This is a genomic window from Ammoniphilus oxalaticus, from assembly GCF_003609605.1.
Taxonomy (GTDB): Bacteria; Bacillota; Bacilli; order Aneurinibacillales; family RAOX-1; genus Ammoniphilus; species Ammoniphilus oxalaticus.
The window spans coordinates 158,388-180,202 of the sequence record NZ_MCHY01000007.1; the positions used below are offsets into that span (position 1 = coordinate 158,388).

Below are 21,815 nucleotides of genomic sequence, written 5' to 3' on the forward strand. Positions count from 1 at the left end.
CTACCGCGTAAGCAAAAAAGGATTGCCTGCGCGGCAATCCAAACTCCATCTTTATGTAAATTAAATGAATTAGGCAATAAACGTTTTGTCTTGTTCAATGATCGGCTTCATTCGCTTCATCTTCACAGCAATATAAGCGGCGATAACTGCTTTCATAAAGTCACCGGGAAGATAGGCAACATTAGATAAAAAAGCCGCTCTTATGTCCATTTCTGTCACAAAACTTAACACAGGACTTCCAATCGCGTAAACGAGGATGATCCCGCCGCACACATTAATCAAAATAGCTTTCAAAAACGTCAGGTTATTCCAAAAACGTTCGGTAAAGAATCCAATCATCAAAGCGGATAGAGGAAAACTCCATAAATAACCAGCTGTAGGAGCGACAAAAGCGGAAAGACCTCCGCGTCCTCCAGAAAGAACCGGCGCGCCGACAGCAACAATCGCTAAAAAGACAAGCATACTGCCCGCGCCGCGCTTCGCTCCTAATAAGCCGCCTGCCAGCATGACTCCAAGTGTTTGAGCCGTGATCGGCACAGTCGGATTAAGCGGGTTAGGAACCGACGGGGCAAAACCTAAGGCGCAGACGATCGACGTAAGCATCGCCATATAAACCATATCTTTTGTATTTATTGCGTCCTCCTCCTTTGTCAACTACGATTTATAATAGGTTAACATTGTGCAAGATCGGGCGCAACATAAAAGTTTGAATCTAAGACCATCTTCCGCTACATTTAATGGAGGAATAAAGGAGGCATCCACACGATGACAAAAAAACTGACAGAGATTCCATTTTCCGTACTGGACCTCGTCCCGATTGGCCAGGGAAGTTCGGCGCAAGAGGCGCTTCATAATAGCTTAGAGCTTGCCCAGCATGCAGAGCAATTGGGCTTTCACCGTTACTGGATCGCGGAGCACCACAATATGCCGGGTATTGCGAGTTCAGCAACTTCCGTTGTAATCGGCCATATTGCGGCTGGAACATCAACGATTCGCGTCGGAGCCGGCGGCATTATGCTTCCTAACCACGCTCCTTTAGTGATTGCTGAACAATTCGGCACATTGGAGTCACTGTTTCCCGGACGGATTGATCTCGGCTTAGGGAGGGCTCCAGGTTCGGATCAAACAACGGCGCGAGCTTTGCGTCGCGATCGACATGGCGGTCTTGATTTTCCGCATCAATTAGCGGAGTTGCGCGGTTATTTCGACCCGTCATTGGCAACAGAACAAAATCAGGTGAGAGCGATTCCCGGCGAAGGACTGTCCATTCCAATTTATTTGCTCGGTTCAAGCGATTTTAGCGCCCGTCTAGCCGGACAGTTAGGTCTGCCGTTTGCTTTCGCAAGTCATTTTTCACCTGACTTTACAGCGCCGGCCATCCAGCTGTATCGCCAAAGTTTTCAACCATCCGCTATATTAAATGAACCGTATTGTATGGTAGCAGTTAATGTGATTGTCGCTGAATCCGATGATGAAGCGCAACGACTCTCTACTTCCATGCAACAGTCCTTTCTTCATTTAATCCGCAATCAACCGGCTCAGTTACAGCCGCCTGTCGAAGACATTAGCGCCTTATGGTTGCCGCATGAAAAGCAAGCAATTGAACGACAACTGGCTGGTTCAATTATCGGCAGTTCCGAAACGGTTGAAAAAAACCTCGGCGCATTTATCGATTTAACGGATGCTGACGAAATCATCGCAAACGCGATGATCTATGATCATCAAGCCCGTTTGAGCAGTTATCAGCTACTTGCTGAACTTGTTCAGGCATAATTGGTAAAGATGTGAAGGAAAAAGAGGGATTTTATTCGACATTGAAGAAATAGTAGTGTAGCAGGGACAGGGATCGGGTGATTTATTGAATTTAATTACGCCTCAACACGCGCATTTGCGTCAAATGATTTTAACTAGGGTTCGACCGATTCAGATGAATTCCGAGTAACAGCGCATTTTCCCTGCCACACCGAAAGGCTCTTCCGCTGAATTTAGTTAAAGGAGTTGTCATTATTGACACATAATCATAGCGATTTTATATTCTCCCTCGATATCGGCACGCGCGCGATTGTCGGTATGATTTTACAACAGACGGGCGACTCGCTGACGATTGTCGATTATGAGTCGATTGAACACCGTGAACGTTCGATGCTGGACGGACAAATTCATCATGTGTCAGAAGTGGCTGAAAGTATTGCCTGTGTCAGGGATCGGCTGGTTGAACGAAACAATCCGTTAAAATATGTATCGGTCGCGGCAGCGGGTAGAACGTTAATCACAACGACAGCATCGTTTGAGCATGCGATTGCGGGGTATCCGCTGCTAAATCAAAATGATACGCTCAGTCTAGAATTATCCGCAATTCAGGAAGCCCAAAAGCAAATAGCGGATAAACATTCCGATTCGGGTTTTCGCGATTATTATTGCGTGGGATACAGTGTTATCAATTATTATTTGGACGGCGAAATCATCGGTAATTTGATCGACCAACGCGGTCAGTCAGCAAAGGTTGAAATCATCGCCACCTTTTTGCCCCGACTCGTTGTCGACTCATTAATGACCGCCTTACAAAAAGCGGATTTGCAGATGAAAACATTAACTTTAGAACCAATTGCCGCGATTAATGCGCTTGTCCCCGCTTCTATGCGCAAGTTAAATATCGCATTGATTGATATTGGCGCGGGCACTTCAGATATTGCGATTACGGCCGATGGAACAATTGTCGCCTACGGCATGGTTGCGGTGGCAGGCGATGAAATTACGGAGGCGCTAAGTCAAGCGTACTTGCTTGACTTCAACGAAGCAGAACAGCTAAAGCGCGTATTGGCTGTTCAATCTGAGGTTCGATATACCGATATCCTTGGTATGGAACATGTTGCCTTTGCGGCAGAAATTATTGAACAACTTAATGAAGTGATCGAGCAACTAGCTGAACAAATTACGCACAAAATTTTAGAATTAAATGAACAAGCGCCGCAAGCAGTGATGTTAATTGGAGGCGGTAGCCTGACCCCTACCTTACCCGAAAGTATTGCAAAAAAATTGCAACTCCCAACTAGTCGTGTCGCTGTTCGTGGAGCTGATGCTATCAAGGGATTAAAGGTAGATGAACAGTTAAAAGGGCCTGAGTTTGTTACCCCGATTGGAATTGCTGTCGCTGCTCAACGCCATCCGATCAAATATGTAACCGTTCGACTAAATGATGAAGAAGTACGTATTTTTGATTTAAAGAAAATTACAGTCGGTGATGTGTTGTTGCATGCGGGCTGGGATTTGCGAACAGTGAAGCCACGTCCAGGTCTCGCTTTGTCCGTTGTCATCAATGGCGATGTAAAATTCATTCCTGGAAAGCTGGGCAAACCACCGCTGATTCTCATAAATGGGCAGGTTGGGCGGTTGAATTCGATTGTTTACGACCAAGATAATTTGCGGATTGAAGCGGGCGCGGATGGCCAAGCTCCGCAAGTGATTGTCAAGGATCTGATTGCAGAGTTTGGCGCAATGACGATCCATCTCGACGATGAAGTCTACCCGCTCCAGCCAATGGTGTTGAAAAATGGCAAGCGATGTCAACCAACCGATCAAGTAAACGACCGAGATGCATTCGATATTCGCTGGCCGCAAACGGTTGCGGACGTTTTAAAGCAAACAGGATATGGCGATCAGGTCCGTTCAATCAATTGTGAGCTGAAGATCAATGGCCAAACGAAACGTGTAAAAGAGCATGATACGGGATGGCGACTGAATGATGAACCAGCTTCGCCGCAGCAATCGATTCGCGAAGGGGATCACCTGACATTTGTTCAGGAAACTGGCTCCAAACAGCCAACCGTTAGAACTTTGATTACCCCAGAAATCGCTCATCTTGCGCAGATTTCGGTGACATTTAACGGACAACCGCTCTCGATCCCTTTACATAGGGTGACTGTCTTACTCAACGGGATTAGCGCTGATTGGGACCAACCGCTGCAGAATGGCGACATCGTCGAATTGGAAATAGCCAAACACCCTACTCGCCCAGTCTACCACGATGTGTTTGCGTATACGATAGCTGACATTACAAAACCAGATGGGGCGATCCATATGAAAACACTAGTCAATGGAAAAGCAGCTGATTTTCAAACCGCTTTACATGATGGGGACGAGATTGAACTACGCTGGGATATAAAAAGAGACGAAACAATCTAGGTATAGGTTTGTCTTGCCAAAAAAGAAAAATAAGATTGATGGGTATATGTAGATTTGAGGTGCGCCCATTTGGATGGATTAAGTGAATTATTGATTAATATTTTAATTATTGTGTCATCTATTTTGGTTTATTTTCATTTTTCATCAGATGAGAAGTATGCAAGACTTAGGTTCGCCGTTTTGGCAACGATGACGATACTGTTATGTATGTCTTTTCCGTTCAGTTTCATAGCTGGATATAAATACGATCTGCGAACAATTCCACTTGTGATTGGAATTTTATACGGGGGCTGGCAGACAAGCGCGCTTGTCTGTCTCGTCATGTTCTTATACCGTTTTTACTTAGGCGGTCCAGGATTTTTGCTGACCGTCTACTCTTTTCCAGCTGTCATTCTTTTGGCCTTTGTGTTTAAGGGTCATTTTAATCAAGGCGGTCGTTTGTTAAAAATCATGTTGGCCTCCGGGTTCGCTTTTTTATGGGCATTTATTTGCTCGATGATTTCCTTTTTTGGTTCAAATCCTTTACCATTCACTTTGGAGAACACTTTGTTCTATGCTGGTTTTTGTTTATTGCATGTGTTAGCGATGTGGATCGCCATCTTTTTAATCGAAAGCTTGGATGAGGTTCGTACGATGCGACAGGAAATGCAGCGAGCCGAAACGTTAAATGCGTTGAGTGAATTGGCTGCTTCGGTTGCGCATGAGATTCGCAATCCGATGACCGTAGTCAGAGGGTTTATGCAGCTATTGAATGAACGGCATAAGGATGAGACGGAACGAAAATATTTAAAGATGATGATCGGTGAACTCGATCATGCGGAATCGATTATTAACAATTTTCTATCGCTCTCAAAACCACAGACAGAAATTATGGAACACATAGATGCCGCCGAACAAATCACCCATGTAGTAAGTGTGATTTCTTCCTATGCAACTTTGAACGGAGTGGAAATAAAACTAAGCATGGATGATGCCCCTCTATCCATTAAAGCAAATCAAGCCAAACTGGGCCAAGTTCTATTAAATCTTATCAAAAACGGAATTGAAGCGATGCCTGACGGGGGAACCATTGAAATCATCGGTTCTGTTCAAGATAGCCATGTTTGGATCGAAGTGGTAGATCAAGGGATCGGCATGACAGAGAAAGAATTAAGTCGGCTCGGCTCCCCATTTTATTCAACGAAAAAGCAAGGAACAGGGATTGGATTATTAACGAGTTATCGGATCATTCACATGATGAAGGGTAATATTCAAGTTTATAGTGAAAAAGGAAAGGGAACGCAATTTATTGTGCAACTGCCTCTTTTCTCCAGGCAAGCTCAAAAGGAAAGCGCCGCCCATTGTTAACGTACGTAATACTGAGCGGCGCGATCAATTTGAGCTTTTTTAAATTGTGTCAACAGTGTTTTTAGAATTTGATCGCGGCTTTTTTCGCCTCATCTATTGCCTTTGCTTTGATTTCCTCTGCTTGATCCGGCAGCTGAGCCATTCCTTCCACGATCACCGATTCAATTGAAGGAACGCCTAAAAAAGTTAAGATACTGCGAATAAAGCGGTCACCCATTTCTAGTTCGCTCATAGGAGGTTCAACATAGATCCCGCCACGCGCTTGAATATGAATGGCCTTTTTACCCGTTAATAAACCAACAGAGCCTTGATCCGTATATTTAAACGTCTTGCCTGCTACACAGATGGCATCAATGTAGTCTTTGACGACAGATGGAAAACTTAAATTCCACAATGGTGTAACAAATACATACTTATCCATCGATATAAATTGATCGACGATTTCATTGAGTCTTCCGACCTTTCTTGTTTCCTCGTCGGTAAGTTCACTGAAATCTACGCCTTGTTGGAGTTTTCCCCAAGCGCTGAACACATCATGATCTAATTTGGGAAACTCTTCCTCAAAAAGGTTGAGGGTAATGATCTCGTCCGTCGGGTTTTCCTGTTGATAAGTCTCAAGAAAGGCTTGGCCTACGCTAAGACAATAAGAGTGTTCAACTGATTTCGGATTTGCTGTGATGTAAAGTACTTTTGCCATGATTTCTCCCCCTTAGTTTGTATTACCTTCATTTAAGGCTACTAGATTTTTTTTAAAAAAACAACCGATTTGTGAGTTTAAACATGCGCCCAACCTCTAACACCACACTCCATATCAAAAGATAGTTCTTTTGTCTAGTCCTTTTTCACGACAAACTGCATATCATTTAGTAAGCTCGAAAGATTGGAGGTGAAGAAAAATGACTTTCGCTCTTTCAGGGTTAATGCTGTATACGATGTGGGCAATCTTTGGACTAATGTTTATCGATTTTCTGGTTGGCTTCTTTCGCTCTCTATCATCCAACTCCTTCCCGCTCAATCTATTCCTAGGAACTCTACAAGACATTCTACAATATGTTTTCCCGCTACTTCTTATCGCAGTCTTGATGAGCCTAGATCCAACAGGTTGGGTCATGCTAATTGCCTATTATGTCGGCGGGCTTGCTGTGATTTGGAAGTATCTGTCCTCCATTAAAAACAGGTTTTAATTCAATTTGACGGAAGCTGTCCCGAGGGGCAGCTTCTTTTCCTTCGTTTAAGGGGACTAGCTCACTACGCGCGGGGACTTCTTAAGAAAGTCTTAAGATTATTCCTTCCTTCTTTTTAAGAAACGAGCGATACAATGTTCTTAGAAAGAAATGCTATACTCTGGAAAGGAGGGTTGCAAACATGAGTGATTACACAATCCTAGTTGTAGACGATGAAAAAGAAATACGGGACGCGATCCAGATTTACTTGAAAAATGAAGGCATGACCGTGTTAAAAGCAAAAGACGGATTTGAGGCGCTAGATATTTTGGACCAGCAGCGCGTCCATTTAGTCATATTAGATATTATGATGCCCCGACTTGATGGAATTTCAGTCACATTTAAGATAAGAGAAGAAAAAAACATCCCAATCATTATGCTTAGCGCTAAAAGCGAAGACACGGATAAAATATTGGGGCTTCAGGTCGGCGCCGATGACTACTTAACCAAGCCGTTTAATCCGTTGGAATTGATCGCTCGGGTCAAATCACAGTTGAGAAGATATGTGAAGCTTGGCACGTATGAAGGCGCTGAAACGATCATTGAATTAAACGGATTGACCTTGGATGAAGCGTCCAAAGAAGTGACAGCGCATGGAGAAGTTGTGCGACTAACGCCACTTGAATATAAAATTGTTGAATTATTGATGAAACATGCGGGAAGGGTCTTTTCAATTGATGAAATTTATGAACGGGTATGGCGAGAGCCGAGCTACAATCCTGCAAATACGGTTGCTGTTCATATTCGAAAAATCCGCGAAAAAATTGAAATCGATCCGAAAAATCCGAGATATTTAAAGGTGGTTTGGGGAATTGGATACAAAATGGAAAAATAATTGGGCGCGGGTGATTGTATGGCTGTTACTTTTCTCTCATGGGGTTCATGGCGTGATGACAACGATCACGCAAGGTCCTGATTATATCGGGAAGAATTATTTTGGAACTCATTCGTTTCAATTTGAGCTGAATAGATATATCGACGATTTACTTGTATTCGAATTAAATTACATCCCGATTGAGGAAGCAAAAAAACAAATTACAGTCACATCGGAGGAAATTGAAGAGCATCGTCTTCGTTATGGAGAATTGCCTGATCAAGTTCAAAATATAAAAGACCAGTATGAAGATAAAATTAATCAAGCAATCGCAAATAACAATCAACAAAATGCCGACGCATATACTGCGGAACGAGATCGGAAAATCGAAGACATTACAGAAAACTTCCGAAATGATGAGCATGTTCTGGCCAAAGTCGCGAAGGAAAAGGAGGCGGAAATCGATGAGATTTATAAGGGATTGGATCGAGGGCGAACAGGATTTAAACAACATTATCGCTATTTTGTGTACCGTATAACAGACAAAGAAACAGGACAAGTATACAGTAATCTTTCAGCGAAAGATCGGGAACAAAAGATTAGAGACGGCCAAATGGCTTATCTAAGGGACTATTCACTTGGTAATTCTCAGTCGGTTCAAGAAAGCCATCACAGAACGGGTGGGATTAGTTACTCAGGCGATATTCCTGTAGATCACCCCTACAAGCTTCCGATTGAGACATCTCCAAGAAATTTTGAAGGCCAAATTGGAGTTACGAATGCAATCAAAACATCGTCTGATTACGCAGCGTTTCAATCCCAACAACGCCTCTTTTATGTGTATGCGATTAGCGGAGTGGTTTCCTTGCTCATCAGTCTATTTGTGGTGAATCGATGGCAGATTATAGAGCGTATTGCTCCACGGACAGGACAAGCGACTTTTAATCGAGTTCCACTTGATTTCGCCGCTGGAATTACCGCCATTGCCTTGTTCATCGCGTTTAACCGACTGGACACCGTTCGTTTCATTCGTGTGGAATCTGTAAGCAGAGCCATTAGATTTTTGTTTTATAACAGTTTATGGACAGGTCTGGCTATTGCGCTATTGATCTATCTGTATCGCCGTTTGAAAGAAGGATCAGACCCGCAGGCCGATTTTCGCGGCAGCATGACCGCGCGAATTTGGCAAACAGCGCAAGAGTCCTTTCTAATCCGAAGTACAGGGGTACAGATTTTTCTGATCTTGTTGTTTGCTCTAGGGCTTGGTCCCGGCGCAATCATCGTTTATTTGTTTAATTCTAGCTTCTTATTTGTTTTGTATTGCGGCATCGCTTTACTAATTGGGTTGCCCCTGCTCTATCTTATCTTAAGACAAGCGGGTTATTTCAATAAGATTGCGCTTTATTTGGAAAATATCGTTCAAGGGTACGCAGTCCCTGATTTAACAATAAAAGGTCAATCGAAATTAGCCAAAATAGCCGAAAATGTGAATCGATTAAAGCAAGGCGTTAAGGTGTCCCAACAAGAGCAAGCAAAAAGCGAACGATTAAAAACAGAATTAATCACCAATGTGAGCCATGACTTGCGGACGCCGTTAACATCGGTGATCACTTATACGGAATTGTTAAAACAACCCAACCTATCAGATGAAGAACGCGCATCGTATGTAGGGATCATTGATCAAAAATCTAAGCGGTTAAAGGTGTTGATTGATGACCTGTTTGAAGCGTCAAAAATGGCGAGTGGAAGTGTAGAGTTAACGAAACAAAAAGTCGATCTTGTGCAATTGTTACAGCAGGCTTTAGCCGAATATGATGAACAGATCAAAACTTCAGGCTTACAATTTCGGATTACAACACCAGAAACACCCGTCTACGCGCTAGTCGATGGACAAAAGGTGTGGCGCGCGTTTGATAATTTGATCTACAACATCTTAAAATACAGTTTGGAACATACTCGCGTCTATATTTCAGTTCAAGCCGACGGTTCCATTGCCCGCATTATTTTTAGAAATATTGCTAAATATGAGCTGGGTGAAAATGTAGACGAATTGTTTGAACGATTTAAACGTGGCGATACGTCACGGCAAACAGAAGGCTCAGGATTAGGACTAGCAATCGCTAAATCGATCATTGATCTTCATGATGGTTCGCTAGACATTGAAGTGGATGGCGACCTGTTCAAAGTGACGATTTCTTTACAAAGCGCCTAAAAATGAAGAGCCCTGATCTACGGCCTCAGCTGGTCGTTTATCAGGGCTCTTGTTGTTATTCTTGCCACTTCATGTCACCGATACACGGTTCACAAACATAGAGGTGGTATGAATTTTCTAAGTGATCTGCTTGCTCCTCATCAGGAGGGCTTTCGAGTTGGCCGCAAACTTCACAAATTTTACTCACTACACTTCCTCCCTATCCAATGCATAGCCTTGGTCAATGACTGCTTGTTCAATATCTATTGCGGAAGCCGCAGCGTCATTATAGGATACTTTCGCCTCCGCTTGCGGCAAGTTGATTTCCACTTGGCGAACGCCCCATACATCTAGCAGAGCGCCTTTTATGAGTTCAACGTCTTTTTGCTCATGCATCCCTTGAATCGATAGCTTCTTTATTTTCATCAAAAAAGCCTCCTCGGAATTAAGATTAGTGAACAGAAGGAGGGCCTTTACGCAAACCTTCGCCCATTCCTTTCATGAATTCAAGCGCTGTATATAACGTAGAATTCACATCTGAGTCCCGCAAGTTTTTGGTTAAGCCCCATAGACCGCTAGGTTTTCCTTCGTCTGTTGGGTCGCTTGTTGTTTTCTGTAAGCCATGCGCGACCCCATTTAAGATGCGGCTTAATTGTTCCGGTTCAATTTGACCTATAAATCTTGCTAAGCTCGTCACGTTTTTAACCGAGTGATAGACAGACTGTTGGTTTAATTGCTGGAGGGCCAGCATGCTAACTTCCTCCCGCGTCTTCAATACCCCTTGTAAAATGTCCAATAGTCCAGCTTCATGCGCTTCCTTGAGGATGTCTAAAAAAACGATTAACGCATCCTTACTTTCCGCGACAGCCCCAAGCACCTCTTGGATATCTTGACTTTGCGCTTCCGCTGGATCTATCTGCTCCCTCTCGATGTTACGGATGGCTTTGGCCATGTTGTTCGCCTCCATTTTCTAACCATTCTGGGATCGGCGTGAAGTCTGCCCGTTTCCATTTGTCTTCCACTTTGATGCCGATTTGAGGGACACGGTTACCAAAACGATGATTCACATCAGGCAAAGGTGGTTCTCCTTGCGCTTCGAGCACGACCATTTTCACGTTCATTTCCTTGTAATTTGGCGTATGGGTAATCCGATCATGATAGCTACTCGTCAAACGGTTCACCATGTCTTCATCCGTTGTTGAGTTCATCGTTAGATATAGCTCATTCCCTTTTACTGTATCTGTTACATGAGCTCTCACTTCGACCTCTCCATATGGGGAAGTCAACTGAACTAAAGCTCCATCGTCAATCCCTCGTTGTTCAGCTAATTCCGGCGAAACCTCTAGCCACGGCTGAGATACTTTGTGAACAATCCCCGGCACACGGTACGTTAAATTCCCTTCATGGAAATGTTCAAGCAACCTTCCGTTGTTTAAGTGCAGATCATAATCTTCTCCAGGATCAAATGGCGGCGTCCAATCGACTGGGAACAAGCGGGCTTTGCCATCTGGAAAAGCAAATTTATCGGTGTAAAGCAGTTCAGTGTCTGTTCCATCGGCTTGAACTGGCCATAGTTGCGAGTTGAACCCTTCCAAACGTTCGTAGCTAACCCCCGCAAAAACAGGCGCCAACCGCGCGGCTTCGGCCATAATTTCGCTTGGATGCGTATAATTCCAATTGGCTCCGAGTTTGTTAGCGAGCAGTTGGAAAATTTCCCAATCGGGTTTCGACTCGCCCATCGGTTCTAACACACGGTAAAACCGTTGAATGCGTCGCTCCGTGTTCGTAAAGGTTCCCTCTTTTTCCAAACTCGGCGCGGCTGGCAACACAACATCCGCAAACTGAGCGGTTCTTGAAAAAAAGATGTCCTGGACAACAAAAAAGTCTAGTTTTTCAAACGCAGAGTCAACATGGTTGCTATTCGAGTCGACAATGGCCATTTCTTCTCCGAACAAATACATCGCTTTGAGCTTGCCTTTATGAATCATCTCGACCATTTGATGGTTGTTCAATCCAGGCTTAGCGGGTAGCTCAACACCCCAAGCATGCCCGTATTTTTTCCGAACTTGCGCGTCTTCCACGGGCTCATATCCAGGCATCCAAGCAGGCATCGTGCCGAAATCGCAAGCGCCTTGAACGTTATTATGGCCACGCAGCGGATAAGCTCCAGCCCCTGGTTTACCGTAATTGCCCGTAACGAGCAACAAATTAGATATAGCTGTGCTCGTATCCGTCGCCCCGAGGTGTTGGGTAACCCCCATCCCCCATAAAATACAGACACCTTCTGCTTCGTGTACCATTTTAGCCAGTTGGATCAAGGTCTGTTGCTCAATTCCTGTCGTTTCTTCAGCGTATTCCAGCGTAAACTTTTCTAAAGATGCAACGTATTCTTCATATCCATTGACACGTTCTTCAATAAACGATTGCGCCCCCCACCCTTGATCAATGATATATTTGGTAATCGCATTCAATAACACCAAGTCTGTCGATGGTTTAGGGTGAATAAACAAATCCGCTCGTTCTGCAAGTTCATTCTTCCTTAAATCAACAACCGCTAATTTTTGCCCATGTAATTTATGAGCCCGTTTAATCCGAGTTGCCAACACGGGATGGGATTCCGCGGGATTCGCTCCAATCACGAGCACGAGACCAGCGGAGTAAATATCTTGAATCGTTCCAGAGTCCCCTCCGATTCCGACAGTTCGAATTAGACCAGCGGTAGCTGGGGACTGACAATATCGTGAACAGTTGTCCACATTATTTGTACCCATCACTGCGCGGGCCAACTTTTGAAACAAATAGTTCTCTTCATTCGTACACTTCGATGAGGCAATGTATCCGATGGAATCAGAACCCTCTCGTTCCTTGATTTCTGTTAACTTAGAGGCGATTAAATCAAGCGCCTCATCCCAGCTCGCCTCGACAAAGCGGTCTCCTTTTCGGATCAATGGCTTTGTTAACCGCTCCTCGCTGTTGACAAAATCCCAGCCAAATTTCCCTTTAATGCAAGTGGAAATTCCGTTGGCAGGCGCCTCCTGTTGCGGCTCGACTTTTAGTATTTTCCGATCTTTTGTCCAGATTTCAAAACTACAGCCAACCCCGCAATACGTACAGACTGTTTTTGTCCGCTTGATCCGAGCTTTTCTCATCGCTGCTTCCATCTCAGATATCACAAAGATTTCTTTGTAACCTGGCTCGATTTCTTTCGTGAGATCGATCATCGGCTCAAGCGCTTGTTTCGGTATCCCTGTCAAATAACCGGCCTCACCGAGCATTGATTTTTCCATTAGAGCATTACAAGGACATACAGTGACACAATGCCCACACGATACGCAGGAGGATTCATCGATCGACACATCGTTATCCCAAATGACGCGGGGATGTTCGCGGTTCCAATCGATCGTTAATGTTTCGTTGACTTGTAAATCTTGACAAGCCTCCACACATAAACCACATAAAATACATTGATCTGGTTCGTAACGATAGAATGGATGGGTATTGTCGGGAGGATACGGTTTCGGTTTAAATTCATACTGCTGATGCTCAATTTCGAAATATTCCGCTGTATTATGGACGGTACAATTTCCATTGTTGTTATCGCACACTGTGCAGTACAGTTCATGGCGCGTTAAAATGCGTTCCATTCCTTCACGTTGAGCCGCCTTCGCCTTGTCTGAAATAGAGCTGATTTCCATGCCCGGTTTAGCTTCAGTCGCGCACGAGCGAACCAGTTCCCCGTTTATTTCAACATAACATGTATCACACGACTGGATTGCTCCCAATTGATCATGAAAACAAATACTTGGGATGTACAAGTCTTGTTCTCTTGCCGCCTCTAAAACCTTTTGACCCGGCTTTGCAAACAAATCTTGGTTATTGATCCGAATCGAAAATTGCTCCTGTCTCGATCCCATTAAATCCAACTCCCTTCAACTTACCTGTACCTTATTTTGGTTCAGAGTTGGTATTTATATGTAAAAATTTTCAATTTAATTGAATAATAGGATGAGGATCGAGGGTGGTAAGCGAAAAGGGCAAAGGCGCGCAGAAAACCGAACTGAATGAGCACTGAAATTCCCGCTATTTTCACTAGAACACTTCTTAAGGTTTGATCAACAAGTTTCTCAATAAAAAACTAATGAAATAATGGATGGAACCGACAATTAGCAATACGAAAAAACCTTCCGCAATCCGCAAATAGACAGTTAACCACGCGCTGTATAAAATGGTGTACAAAAGGAGCAACAGAACCGCCGTAAATATCGCTAAAATAATTCTTTCCTTTCTTCCTTTGTAAAAGAGAGCCCCCGCTGAACTAATTGAACCCAAAAGGATCGCTTCCCCGGACAAGAATCGCAAACTGTTAAGAGAATTAGTCATCTCATCCTCTATCGGTAAATTAGCGTTACAAATCGATAATGCGACGATGAATGAAAGCAACAGATAAGCCCCAAATAAGTATTTCTTCAAATTTAAATATCTCTCCCTTGTAATGTAACAGCCGCGCAGAGGAACTCCGCGCGGCTGTTAACATTTTCCTCTATTTACGATTTATTATTTGGATCGATCTGACAGCCTGTCTCATCACACGCGTCGCCAGAATGCTCATCATCGTTATTGACGATTGAAAGCGGCTGGCTTTCTTGCCATGCTTTGTCTAACGTTTTTAAAAAGAATTCGCTTGGATGGGCTCCAGAAATCCCATATTTCCGATCTATTACATAAAAAGGGACAGCGCGGACCCCCAACTCCTGAGCTTCTCGTTGTTCAGTTCGAACTTGTTCACTATACGCGGTACCATCTAGCATCGCGGCGATTTGCTTTGTGTCCAGTCCAACCTCTTCGCCAAGCTCCAAGAGTGTTTCTCGATCGCTCAGCCGTTTTCCTTCAATAAAGTAAGCGGAAAACAAACGCTCAACCATTTGCGGTTGCTTGCCTGACGCGGTCGCTAATAGCGTTAACCGATGGGCATCAAACGTATTAGCGGGAATCATCTTGTCAAACTGAAAATCAAGTCCTTCAGCTTGCGCTTGTTGGTTCATATCGGCGTACGTTTTTTTCGCCTGTTCCCGACTCATCCCATATTTCGTCGCTAGGTTATCATAAGCATCCATTGTCGCATCTTTTGGTTTTTCTGGGTCTAATTCAAAACTTTTGTAAGTAATTTTAACATGTTCGCTATGAGCAAACTCTTTTAACGCGGCCTCCAGCCGACGAGCGCCAATATAGCAAAACGGTCACATGTAATCAGACCAAATTTCAATCTTCATTCCGACACCTCCATCTTTCATCTATTCTAACTTAGTTTACCAAAGCCATTCAACTCTATGGCGCCGACCGCGTCAGACTATGTACATCGTATGAATTTGCTCCTCACTCGCGGCTATATCCGTTCAAACAATCCTAGTTCTCTAATTTGTTTGCCGTCGAGTCGGGCTAATTGATTTAGAAATTCAATTTGGAAACTCCCTGGTCCTTCTGCGCCTTTCAGGCGCGCGGCCGTTTCGGCGGCTATACCATAACTTACAAGCGCCGCGATGGACGCAATTAATAAATTGGATTCAACCGCGGCGAACGCGCCGATTACAGCGGTTACTAAGCAGCCGGTACCCGTCACCTTTGTCAGTAAAGCATTCCCATTTTTTACAGCATAGGTAACTTTTCCATCGCTAATAATGTCCGTTTCACCGGTAATGACGACAACTGTCTTCAGCGCTACTGCAGCTTTTTTGGCTAAATCGACGATATCTCCATCGCCCTCTCCAGCGTCAACCCCTTTAATCGCCCACTCCTGTCCAACGACATTAGCGACCTCAGCGGCATTTCCTCTAAGGATGGAAACGCGGGTATCTCGAACGATTTTTCGAGCAGTATTTGTTCGATAAGGAGTTGCGCCCGCGCCGACGGGATCAAATAATAACGGAACACCCGCGCTATTCGCAGCTTGCCCCGCTAGTAACATCGCCTCTACTTCTGTTTCATTTAATGTGCCGATATTTAAAACGACAGCCCCTGCGATGCGCGCCATGTCGGCGACCTCTTGTTTCGCGTAGGCCATCACAGGTGAGGCGCCTAAAGCTAATAAACCGTTTGCAGTAAAATTTGTGACGACGACATTAGTCATGCTGTGCACAAGTGGATTATGGTTACGAATTCGTTCTAATAGTTCAGCAATCTTATCGTTTTGCATCGGTACCAATCCCCTTTATATATAGTTTACAGCCTATTCCTATTTTACTGCTACAGCATTTCGCTTGTCTAATGTATTAAAAAAGACCCGCCGCTTTGCAACGGTCAGGTCAGGTCTGGCTAACTTGTCATCGAGCATTAACCCCAGTTTATATAGTCAATTTCAGTCTCGTGATCAAGTATAAAAACTAACAACTCTTCATAATCCTGAAACTGCTGTTCCAGCGCGTCTTCGTTTCGCATATACACCGTGGCAATCCGTTCTTGGCTCATCGTCTTATTCACCCCTTTATTAGAATGCGTCGACCGTTAGTTACTTATCCGAACCTATTTTTCCTATCGGATTTCTGCTACAATTTGGTTACTAACATTAAAAAAGGACGTGTTAATAATGGACAATATTTATCTCGATTATAATGCGAGCACTCCAATTGACCAGGAAGTAGCCGAGGCGATGCAACCTTATCTGAGCGATTTTTTTGGCAATCCTTCAAGCAGCCATTGGGCGTCGAAACAAGCGGGATCTGCTATTCAACAAGCCCGAGCCCAAGTCGCTTCTTTATTAGGTTGCAGCTCTGATGAAATTATTTTCACTAGCGGCGGCAGCGAAGCGAATAATCACGCTCTGAAAGGAGTCTTTTATGCCCTGCAAGCGAAAGGAAAACATATCATTACGAGCAAGATCGAACATCCTGCGATCCTTGCCCCTTGTCATTTTCTTGAGAAATTGGGAGCCGAAGTAACGTATGTTGGCGTTGATGAATTTGGACAAGTGTCTGTCGAGGAAGTGAAGCGAGCGATTCGCGAAGATACAATTCTGATCTCGATTATGCACGCGAACAATGAGGTGGGAACGCTGCAACCGATTGAAAAAATCTCCCATATCGCAAAAGAGCGTGGCATTTTGTTGCATACAGACGCGGCGCAATCCGTTGGAAAAGTTCCAACTCGCGTGGATGAACTTGGCGTGGATCTGCTAACGATTGCCGGTCATAAAATGTATGCTCCGAAAGGGGTTGGCGCCCTTTACATTCGCCAAGGGACTCCAATCGAGAGCTTTATCCATGGAGCGGGACATGAAAATGGCCGTCGAGCCGGCACGGAAAATGTGATGTTTATCGTCGGCTTAGGTAAAGCGTCCGCTCTCGCTGAACAAAACCTTGAGAATCAAGGCGAAGGCCAGCTAAGGGATCACTTTGAACAGGCTTTGAAAAAGCATTTTGGAGAACGAGTAGTCATTAATGGGCATCCGACAGAACGCTTGCCAAACACAGCGAGTATAAGTTTTGTAGAACAAATAGGACAAGATATTTTGAAAAAGCTACCCGAAGTTGCTGCCTCAACAGGAGCCGCCTGTGACTCGGGACAAGTCCAACTATCTTCGGTCCTAAAAGAGATGAAGGTGGAGCCTAGGGTTGGAATGGGAACGATCCGTTTCAGCCTTGGACGATATACGACATTAGAGCAAATTGAACATGTCGTTGAATCCTTAGTAAACACTATATAAAAATAGAAAAGGCGAGCCGCTCAATAACGGTTTGCCTTTTCCATTTCATTTCCCTTCCAATATTTCCTAGGCAAGCGCAGGATTCAACAATTTACTTACAAATTCAACAAGAATCTGTATTTCTATTGTTTTTTCTACATAAATCAATTACATTTAAATTACGGTAAACGCGTGTTTTTAGCGTACCATCATCCTTAGCTGAATGGAAGGAGGCTACTATGACTGAACATCTTTTAATCATATTTCCTCACCCCGATGATGAAGCATTTAGTTGCGCGGGAATGGTCCGCTCCTATACGGAACGGGGAGTCCCAACGACTTATATTTGTTTGACATTAGGTGAAATGGGTCGCAATATGGGCAATCCTATTTTCGCCAATCGAGAGACGCTACCTTTGATTCGTAAGAAAGAATTAGAACAAGCTTGTGAGGCGATGGGTGTTAACGATCTGCGATTATGGGGGATGCGAGATAAAACGATTGAATTTGAAGTAGAGCTTGCTGATCAGCTTTATGACGCGCTGTTAGCGATAAAACCAACCAAAGTCATTAGTTTCTATCCAGGTTTCAGCGTCCATCCTGATCATGATGCCTGCGCGGAGGCCGTTGTCAAAGCCATCCGAAAATTAGAACCTACGCAAAGGCCCATCTTTTATGGTGTCGCTTTTGCCGCAGACTCAATAGAAAAATTAGGTCGACCGTCTTTCATTGTTGACGTTTCTCGATATCGAGACGTGAAGATGGCTGTTTTAGAAGCCCACGCGTCACAAAGCGAAGGAATGCTCAATCGTGTAACGAAATACAAAGAACCAGCCCTATTGAAACGACTAGAGGAAGAATGGTTCTGGGGTATAGATTTTAGCAAGTAAATCAAATCATATGCTAAAAAAGGACTGTCTGGTACGTTCTACTCAAGAGCGTACCAGACAGTCCTTTTCGGTTATGTAAACCGCGCGCCCATGTCCGAGTAGAATCAACCGAATATTCCAGAAGAAAGTTCACTCAGATCAAGCTGCCTCGCAGCGCGCAACAATTTTCACTTAGGGCTGCTTTCTTCCGAACCTGACCCGATTCATGAATTGTTGCCGCGCGAGACTTGATCGTCATCGGCGCTTTCATCCGTTTTCCTCACTTGATTCACCCTCGCATAGGAGTTCAATCCCGCTGGACGGATTGCGGGTTACAGGGCACCGTCAGCTCCCCATCTAGCGCGGTTTATAACGTAAACAGTTTGTTTTGTGGATTAACCTTACTATAACATGCAAGAGCATAGATAACATTAGTAGATGTCATCCACATTTTCCAAATCATCACCGTATTCAGCAATGATTGGTAACCACACCGTGAAAGTTGTCCCCTTGCCAAGTTCACTATGAACCGAGATCTTTCCATGATGCAACTTAACCAATTGCTGGACAATCGATAACCCAAGCCCAGTCCCTTTATTTGCTTTTGAACGGACGCGATCCCCTTTAAAGAAACGCTCCCAGATTCTTTCCAAATCACCCGTTTCAATGCCTATCCCCGTATCTTTGATGTTAATTTTCAAATACTGTTCTTCACGGAGCACGAGCGCTTGCACATGACCTTTGGATGTGAATTTCACAGCATTCTGCAACAGGTTTTTAAATATTTGGGCGACGCGATCTCGATCGGCATACACCATTGGTAACCCTGCCTCAGCTGTAATCTCTAGTTGCGTTTCCTTCGCATCGGCTTCAGGCTGAAATGCAAACATTAGTTTTTCCAATAAATCAACAATATCAACAGGAGTTTTAAACAAGGTGATATCTTTATTTTCAAGTTTAATTAAGTCCATTAGATCTTCGACTAAACGATTAAGGTGCATCGTTTCTTGATACATCACTTGATAATAATGTTGGCGCGTTTCTTCCTCGCGAATAAGTCCATCCTGAAGCGCCTCCAAGAAACCTTGAATCGCTGTCAATGGTGTGCGTAGGTCATGTGAAATATTAGCTAAAAAGTCATTGCGAATCTTTTCTTCCCTTTTTAAATTCATTTCATCTTTTTCTACTTTTTCAGCTAATCGATTGACTGTTTTCGCCAAATCTGCCAACTCAGCAGGATTGTCAATTTCCAAGCGTTGGTGATAATTACCTTGTTCAATTTCCATCGCGGTGCGTTCAATATAGTGCAACGGTCTTGTAATCGACCACGATAAGTAAGAAACAATGGCAGTTGATAAAATGACTCCAAAAAGGATCGCCCAAAGAATCGTTTCGCGAATAAACACAAACGTTTGATTCAAACCCTCAACCGGGGCATGCAGCACAATTCCGCCGTAGATGTTCTTTTTTGCGCCCCAGGGTACAACCACTGAGATCATCGGCTTATTGAGGCCTTCGAAATGCAACTCTGACAAAACATCTTGTCCTTTTAAAGCTCGATCTACGATCCGCGGGGCAACTGATTTTCCGATAAACACTTCATCTTTCATTGAAGTTGCGATAATCTGCCCTTCTTTATCGAATACCCAAATCCGCGTATCAAAGGATTGATCGAGAAGCGCCAACATTTCGATCGTTTTTTCATCAATATTTTCGTGTCGTTGAATCGTCGCATTAACCCTTTTGGCCTTACGCACAAGTTCTTCTTGGGTTTGCGTATACATATAATCTTTTGTTAACCATGAAATAGAAAACCCGACAACTCCAAGTCCAATGAGGAGTGTCACCAAAAAACTGATCAGGATCCGCCTAAATAAAGTTTTGTTGAACCATTTCAATCTGATTCAACCTCAAACTTATATCCGACCCCCCACATCGTCCGAATAAAATCGGTCTTCAGACCAGACAGGTGTTTCCGAATTTTTTTAATATGGACATCAATCGTTCGAACATCGCCAAAGAAATCATAGCCCCAAATTTGCTCTAGCAACTGTTCCCTCGAAAAAACGTGACCGGGGGATTTCGCCAAGCAAACGAGTAAATCAAATTCTTTGGGTCGAAAAGATAGTTTTTCTCCATTTGCAATCACTTCTCGACGTGAAATATCAATCGTTAATTCATCAAATCCGAGCACCTTTACACCATCATCCGTCTCAGGTTTCGTTTCTTTGACTTGCATTCTACGAAAGATAGCCTTCATCCGAGCGACGAGCTCTCGGGGACTGAACGGTTTACTCATATAGTCATCGGCGCCCAATTCGAGACCGAGAATTCGATCAATCTCCTCGTCCTTCGCAGTTAACATGATTATCGGCACATCTGAGTTTTTGCGAATTTCTCGACAAACATCAAATCCATCAAGCCCAGGCATCATCACATCTAAGATGATTAAATCTAGTTCATGGCTTGTCGCTAATTCAAGCGCTGTTTTTCCATTATCCGCTTCAAGCAAATCGATCTGTTGTTGCTCAAAATACAGGCGAATAATCTCACGAACATTTGGATCGTCATCAGCGAGCAATACCTTGCTAGTTACCACTGATAGCAGCCTCCTCACTCATGAAAAATGTTACTAGATTATTATACCATACGTTACTAGATTTGCTTTGAAGCGGTGTTAAAAAACCAAAAAAGACTTCCGCAGAAGTCCCCTAGAAAAGTCGTTCATGTTTTTTGAACCAGTCGTTTAGATTTTTATAGCACTTTATAGTGTGAAGGAGGGTACCTGAGGTTTCATTGGCGGGACGGGTCATATAAATGTTAACCGATTGTTCTGGGTCTCTGAATTTTAATAACCACTTTGTCTTTTTCTCTGTACGATATAGGAGTTCTAATTGTTCAGCTTTTAATTGTTGTAATTCCATGCTATGTTCACCATCCTTTTCATTCTCCTCCCTCAACCACATCTAAAAATTTGTCTATCTAGATGAAAACGCCCATCCCGCAAGGGACGGGCGTTTAAGTATGTTATTATTGCTCTTCTTCTTCAGTATCCGCGTCAGCATCTGTTTCCGCGTCATCAGCGTCAGCGTCTGTCTCAGCATCTGCATCTTCAGCGTCCTCTTCGTCAATTCCATCGCCTGTTGTTGGAACACTGTCATTCTCATCTGTTTCTACATCATCTAGGCCAGTTACATCTTCGATTTGCTCATCATCTGTTGGCTCCTCAGTTGTTCCTCCTGATGAACATGCCGCTAAACTTAAAGCTAATACAGACGCTAAACCTAACTTATATAATTTTTTCATTTTCGATAAATCCCCTTTCAACAACTTTGTTTGTTGCCTTCAATTATCATAATAGGTTAGAATTGTAAACGCGCTGTATCCAAAGCTTGACCTTTCTGTGATCTTTTTATGATCTTTTTATGACCATCTCCAGTTTGTTGTCGAAATTTGTCGGAATGGGTGAATCTAAGCTGAATATATAAAAACTGGCCTGTAAGTGTCTTTGCAA

21 protein-coding genes and 1 other RNA gene are annotated in these 21,815 nt (G+C 43.7%); 8 read left to right on the plus strand and 14 right to left on the minus strand.

Annotation, left to right across the window (positions count from 1 at the left end; translation table 11 throughout):
* Positions 1-69: 69 nt before the first annotated feature.
* Entirely contained in the window at positions 70-609 is a 540-nt protein-coding gene (locus BEP19_RS05730; protein ID WP_245983389.1) for a biotin transporter BioY, read from the minus strand.
* 156 nt (positions 610-765) lie between these two features.
* Between BEP19_RS05730 and BEP19_RS05735 the strand changes: the two genes are divergently transcribed.
* From BEP19_RS05735 to BEP19_RS05745, 3 genes are all read left to right on the plus strand, one after another.
* The gene (locus BEP19_RS05735; RefSeq protein ID WP_120188884.1) at positions 766-1,773 is read left to right on the plus strand and encodes an LLM class flavin-dependent oxidoreductase; all 1,008 of its coding nucleotides are present in this window, start codon (positions 766-768) and stop codon (positions 1,771-1,773) included.
* Between the two features lie 234 nt (positions 1,774-2,007).
* Positions 2,008-4,182: a cell division FtsA domain-containing protein gene (locus BEP19_RS05740; RefSeq protein WP_120188885.1), complete on the plus strand. Its 2,175-nt coding sequence runs from the start codon at positions 2,008-2,010 to the stop codon at positions 4,180-4,182.
* Positions 4,183-4,251: 69 nt separating this feature from the next.
* Positions 4,252-5,529: an ATP-binding protein gene (locus BEP19_RS05745; protein ID WP_120188886.1), complete on the plus strand. Its 1,278-nt coding sequence runs from the start codon at positions 4,252-4,254 to the stop codon at positions 5,527-5,529.
* Between the two features lie 61 nt (positions 5,530-5,590).
* On the opposite strand, the gene BEP19_RS05750 is transcribed toward BEP19_RS05745, so the two are convergent.
* The gene (locus tag BEP19_RS05750) at positions 5,591-6,226 is read right to left on the minus strand and encodes an FMN-dependent NADH-azoreductase (RefSeq protein ID WP_120188887.1); all 636 of its coding nucleotides are present in this window, start codon (positions 6,224-6,226) and stop codon (positions 5,591-5,593) included.
* 199 nt (positions 6,227-6,425) lie between these two features.
* Here BEP19_RS05750 and BEP19_RS05755 point away from each other — a divergent pair, with 199 nt between their 5' ends.
* The 3 genes from BEP19_RS05755 (at position 6,426) to BEP19_RS05765 (ending at position 9,778) form a co-directional block, all read left to right on the plus strand.
* Positions 6,426-6,713, plus strand: a complete 288-nt coding sequence (locus BEP19_RS05755) for a hypothetical protein (RefSeq protein WP_120188888.1) — start codon at positions 6,426-6,428, stop codon at positions 6,711-6,713.
* Between the two features lie 181 nt (positions 6,714-6,894).
* On the plus strand, positions 6,895-7,587 hold the full coding sequence (locus BEP19_RS05760) for a response regulator transcription factor (RefSeq protein WP_120188889.1): 693 nt from the start codon (positions 6,895-6,897) through the stop codon (positions 7,585-7,587).
* Positions 7,565-9,778 (plus strand): histidine kinase dimerization/phospho-acceptor domain-containing protein, encoded by a 2,214-nt coding sequence (locus BEP19_RS05765; protein WP_120188890.1) that lies wholly within the window; start codon positions 7,565-7,567, stop codon positions 9,776-9,778. Before BEP19_RS05760 ends, BEP19_RS05765 begins: the two co-directional genes overlap by 23 nt.
* A 55-nt stretch (positions 9,779-9,833) precedes the next feature.
* On the opposite strand, the gene BEP19_RS18140 is transcribed toward BEP19_RS05765, so the two are convergent.
* The 8 genes from BEP19_RS18140 to BEP19_RS18145 form a co-directional block, all read right to left on the minus strand.
* Positions 9,834-9,965, minus strand: coding sequence for a hypothetical protein (locus BEP19_RS18140; protein WP_281269273.1), 132 nt, complete (start codon positions 9,963-9,965; stop codon positions 9,834-9,836).
* Positions 9,965-10,183, minus strand: coding sequence for a heavy-metal-associated domain-containing protein (locus tag BEP19_RS05770; protein ID WP_120188891.1), 219 nt, complete (start codon positions 10,181-10,183; stop codon positions 9,965-9,967). The genes BEP19_RS18140 and BEP19_RS05770 overlap by 1 nt, the downstream gene beginning before the upstream one ends.
* A 25-nt stretch (positions 10,184-10,208) precedes the next feature.
* A complete protein-coding gene (locus BEP19_RS05775; RefSeq protein ID WP_170145282.1) occupies positions 10,209-10,709 on the minus strand; it encodes a helical membrane plugin domain-containing protein in 501 nt (166 codons plus the stop codon).
* Positions 10,690-13,671: a formate dehydrogenase subunit alpha gene (fdhF, locus tag BEP19_RS05780; RefSeq protein WP_120188893.1), complete on the minus strand. Its 2,982-nt coding sequence runs from the start codon at positions 13,669-13,671 to the stop codon at positions 10,690-10,692. Before fdhF ends, BEP19_RS05775 begins: the two co-directional genes overlap by 20 nt.
* A 187-nt stretch (positions 13,672-13,858) precedes the next feature.
* Positions 13,859-14,227 (minus strand): hypothetical protein, encoded by a 369-nt coding sequence (locus tag BEP19_RS05785; protein ID WP_120188894.1) that lies wholly within the window; start codon positions 14,225-14,227, stop codon positions 13,859-13,861.
* A gap of 74 nt (positions 14,228-14,301) precedes the next feature.
* A complete protein-coding gene (locus BEP19_RS05790; protein WP_281269280.1) occupies positions 14,302-14,982 on the minus strand; it encodes a DsbA family oxidoreductase in 681 nt (226 codons plus the stop codon).
* 158 nt (positions 14,983-15,140) lie between these two features.
* Positions 15,141-15,947, minus strand: coding sequence for a hydroxyethylthiazole kinase (gene thiM, locus BEP19_RS05795; RefSeq protein ID WP_120188896.1), 807 nt, complete (start codon positions 15,945-15,947; stop codon positions 15,141-15,143).
* Between the two features lie 137 nt (positions 15,948-16,084).
* A complete protein-coding gene (locus BEP19_RS18145) occupies positions 16,085-16,219 on the minus strand; it encodes a hypothetical protein (RefSeq protein WP_281269274.1) in 135 nt (44 codons plus the stop codon).
* 118 nt (positions 16,220-16,337) lie between these two features.
* Here BEP19_RS18145 and BEP19_RS05800 point away from each other — a divergent pair, with 118 nt between their 5' ends.
* Positions 16,338-17,453, plus strand: coding sequence for a cysteine desulfurase family protein (locus tag BEP19_RS05800; protein WP_120188897.1), 1,116 nt, complete (start codon positions 16,338-16,340; stop codon positions 17,451-17,453).
* Positions 17,454-17,671: 218 nt separating this feature from the next.
* Positions 17,672-18,322: a bacillithiol biosynthesis deacetylase BshB2 gene (bshB2, locus tag BEP19_RS05805; RefSeq protein WP_120188898.1), complete on the plus strand. Its 651-nt coding sequence runs from the start codon at positions 17,672-17,674 to the stop codon at positions 18,320-18,322.
* An 80-nt stretch (positions 18,323-18,402) separates the two neighbouring features.
* Here bshB2 and ffs read toward each other — a convergent pair.
* The 4 genes from ffs to BEP19_RS05830 form a co-directional block, all read right to left on the minus strand.
* Positions 18,403-18,667, minus strand: an RNA gene (ffs, locus tag BEP19_RS05810) — signal recognition particle sRNA large type.
* A 65-nt stretch (positions 18,668-18,732) separates the two neighbouring features.
* Positions 18,733-20,199 (minus strand): sensor histidine kinase, encoded by a 1,467-nt coding sequence (locus BEP19_RS05815; protein WP_120188899.1) that lies wholly within the window; start codon positions 20,197-20,199, stop codon positions 18,733-18,735.
* A complete protein-coding gene (locus BEP19_RS05820) occupies positions 20,196-20,900 on the minus strand; it encodes a response regulator transcription factor (RefSeq protein ID WP_120188900.1) in 705 nt (234 codons plus the stop codon). The genes BEP19_RS05815 and BEP19_RS05820 overlap by 4 nt, the downstream gene beginning before the upstream one ends.
* Positions 20,901-21,331: 431 nt before the next feature.
* Positions 21,332-21,607: a hypothetical protein gene (locus BEP19_RS05830; protein WP_120188902.1), complete on the minus strand. Its 276-nt coding sequence runs from the start codon at positions 21,605-21,607 to the stop codon at positions 21,332-21,334.
* Between the last annotated feature and the right edge of the window lie 208 nt (positions 21,608-21,815).

What these genes read in the sequence shown, in the direction of transcription:
- bshB2 (WP_120188898.1), top strand. Translation starts at nt 17,672, where the DNA reads ATGACTGAACATCTTTTAATCATATTTCCTCACCCCGATGATGAAGCA.
- BEP19_RS05770 (WP_120188891.1), bottom strand. Translation starts at nt 10,183, where the DNA reads ATGAAAATAAAGAAGCTATCGATTCAAGGGATGCATGAGCAAAAAGAC.
- BEP19_RS18145 (WP_281269274.1), bottom strand. Translation starts at nt 16,219, where the DNA reads ATGAGCCAAGAACGGATTGCCACGGTGTATATGCGAAACGAAGACGCG.
- BEP19_RS05755 (WP_120188888.1), top strand. Translation starts at nt 6,426, where the DNA reads ATGACTTTCGCTCTTTCAGGGTTAATGCTGTATACGATGTGGGCAATC.
- BEP19_RS05735 (WP_120188884.1), top strand. Translation starts at nt 766, where the DNA reads ATGACAAAAAAACTGACAGAGATTCCATTTTCCGTACTGGACCTCGTC.
- BEP19_RS05775 (WP_170145282.1), bottom strand. Translation starts at nt 10,709, where the DNA reads ATGGCCAAAGCCATCCGTAACATCGAGAGGGAGCAGATAGATCCAGCG.
- BEP19_RS05760 (WP_120188889.1), top strand. Translation starts at nt 6,895, where the DNA reads ATGAGTGATTACACAATCCTAGTTGTAGACGATGAAAAAGAAATACGG.
- BEP19_RS05830 (WP_120188902.1), bottom strand. Translation starts at nt 21,607, where the DNA reads ATGAAAAAATTATATAAGTTAGGTTTAGCGTCTGTATTAGCTTTAAGT.
- fdhF (WP_120188893.1), bottom strand. Translation starts at nt 13,671, where the DNA reads ATGGGATCGAGACAGGAGCAATTTTCGATTCGGATCAATAACCAAGAT.
- BEP19_RS05750 (WP_120188887.1), bottom strand. Translation starts at nt 6,226, where the DNA reads ATGGCAAAAGTACTTTACATCACAGCAAATCCGAAATCAGTTGAACAC.
- BEP19_RS05800 (WP_120188897.1), top strand. Translation starts at nt 16,338, where the DNA reads ATGGACAATATTTATCTCGATTATAATGCGAGCACTCCAATTGACCAG.
- BEP19_RS05730 (WP_245983389.1), bottom strand. Translation starts at nt 609, where the DNA reads ATGGCGATGCTTACGTCGATCGTCTGCGCCTTAGGTTTTGCCCCGTCG.
- thiM (WP_120188896.1), bottom strand. Translation starts at nt 15,947, where the DNA reads ATGCAAAACGATAAGATTGCTGAACTATTAGAACGAATTCGTAACCAT.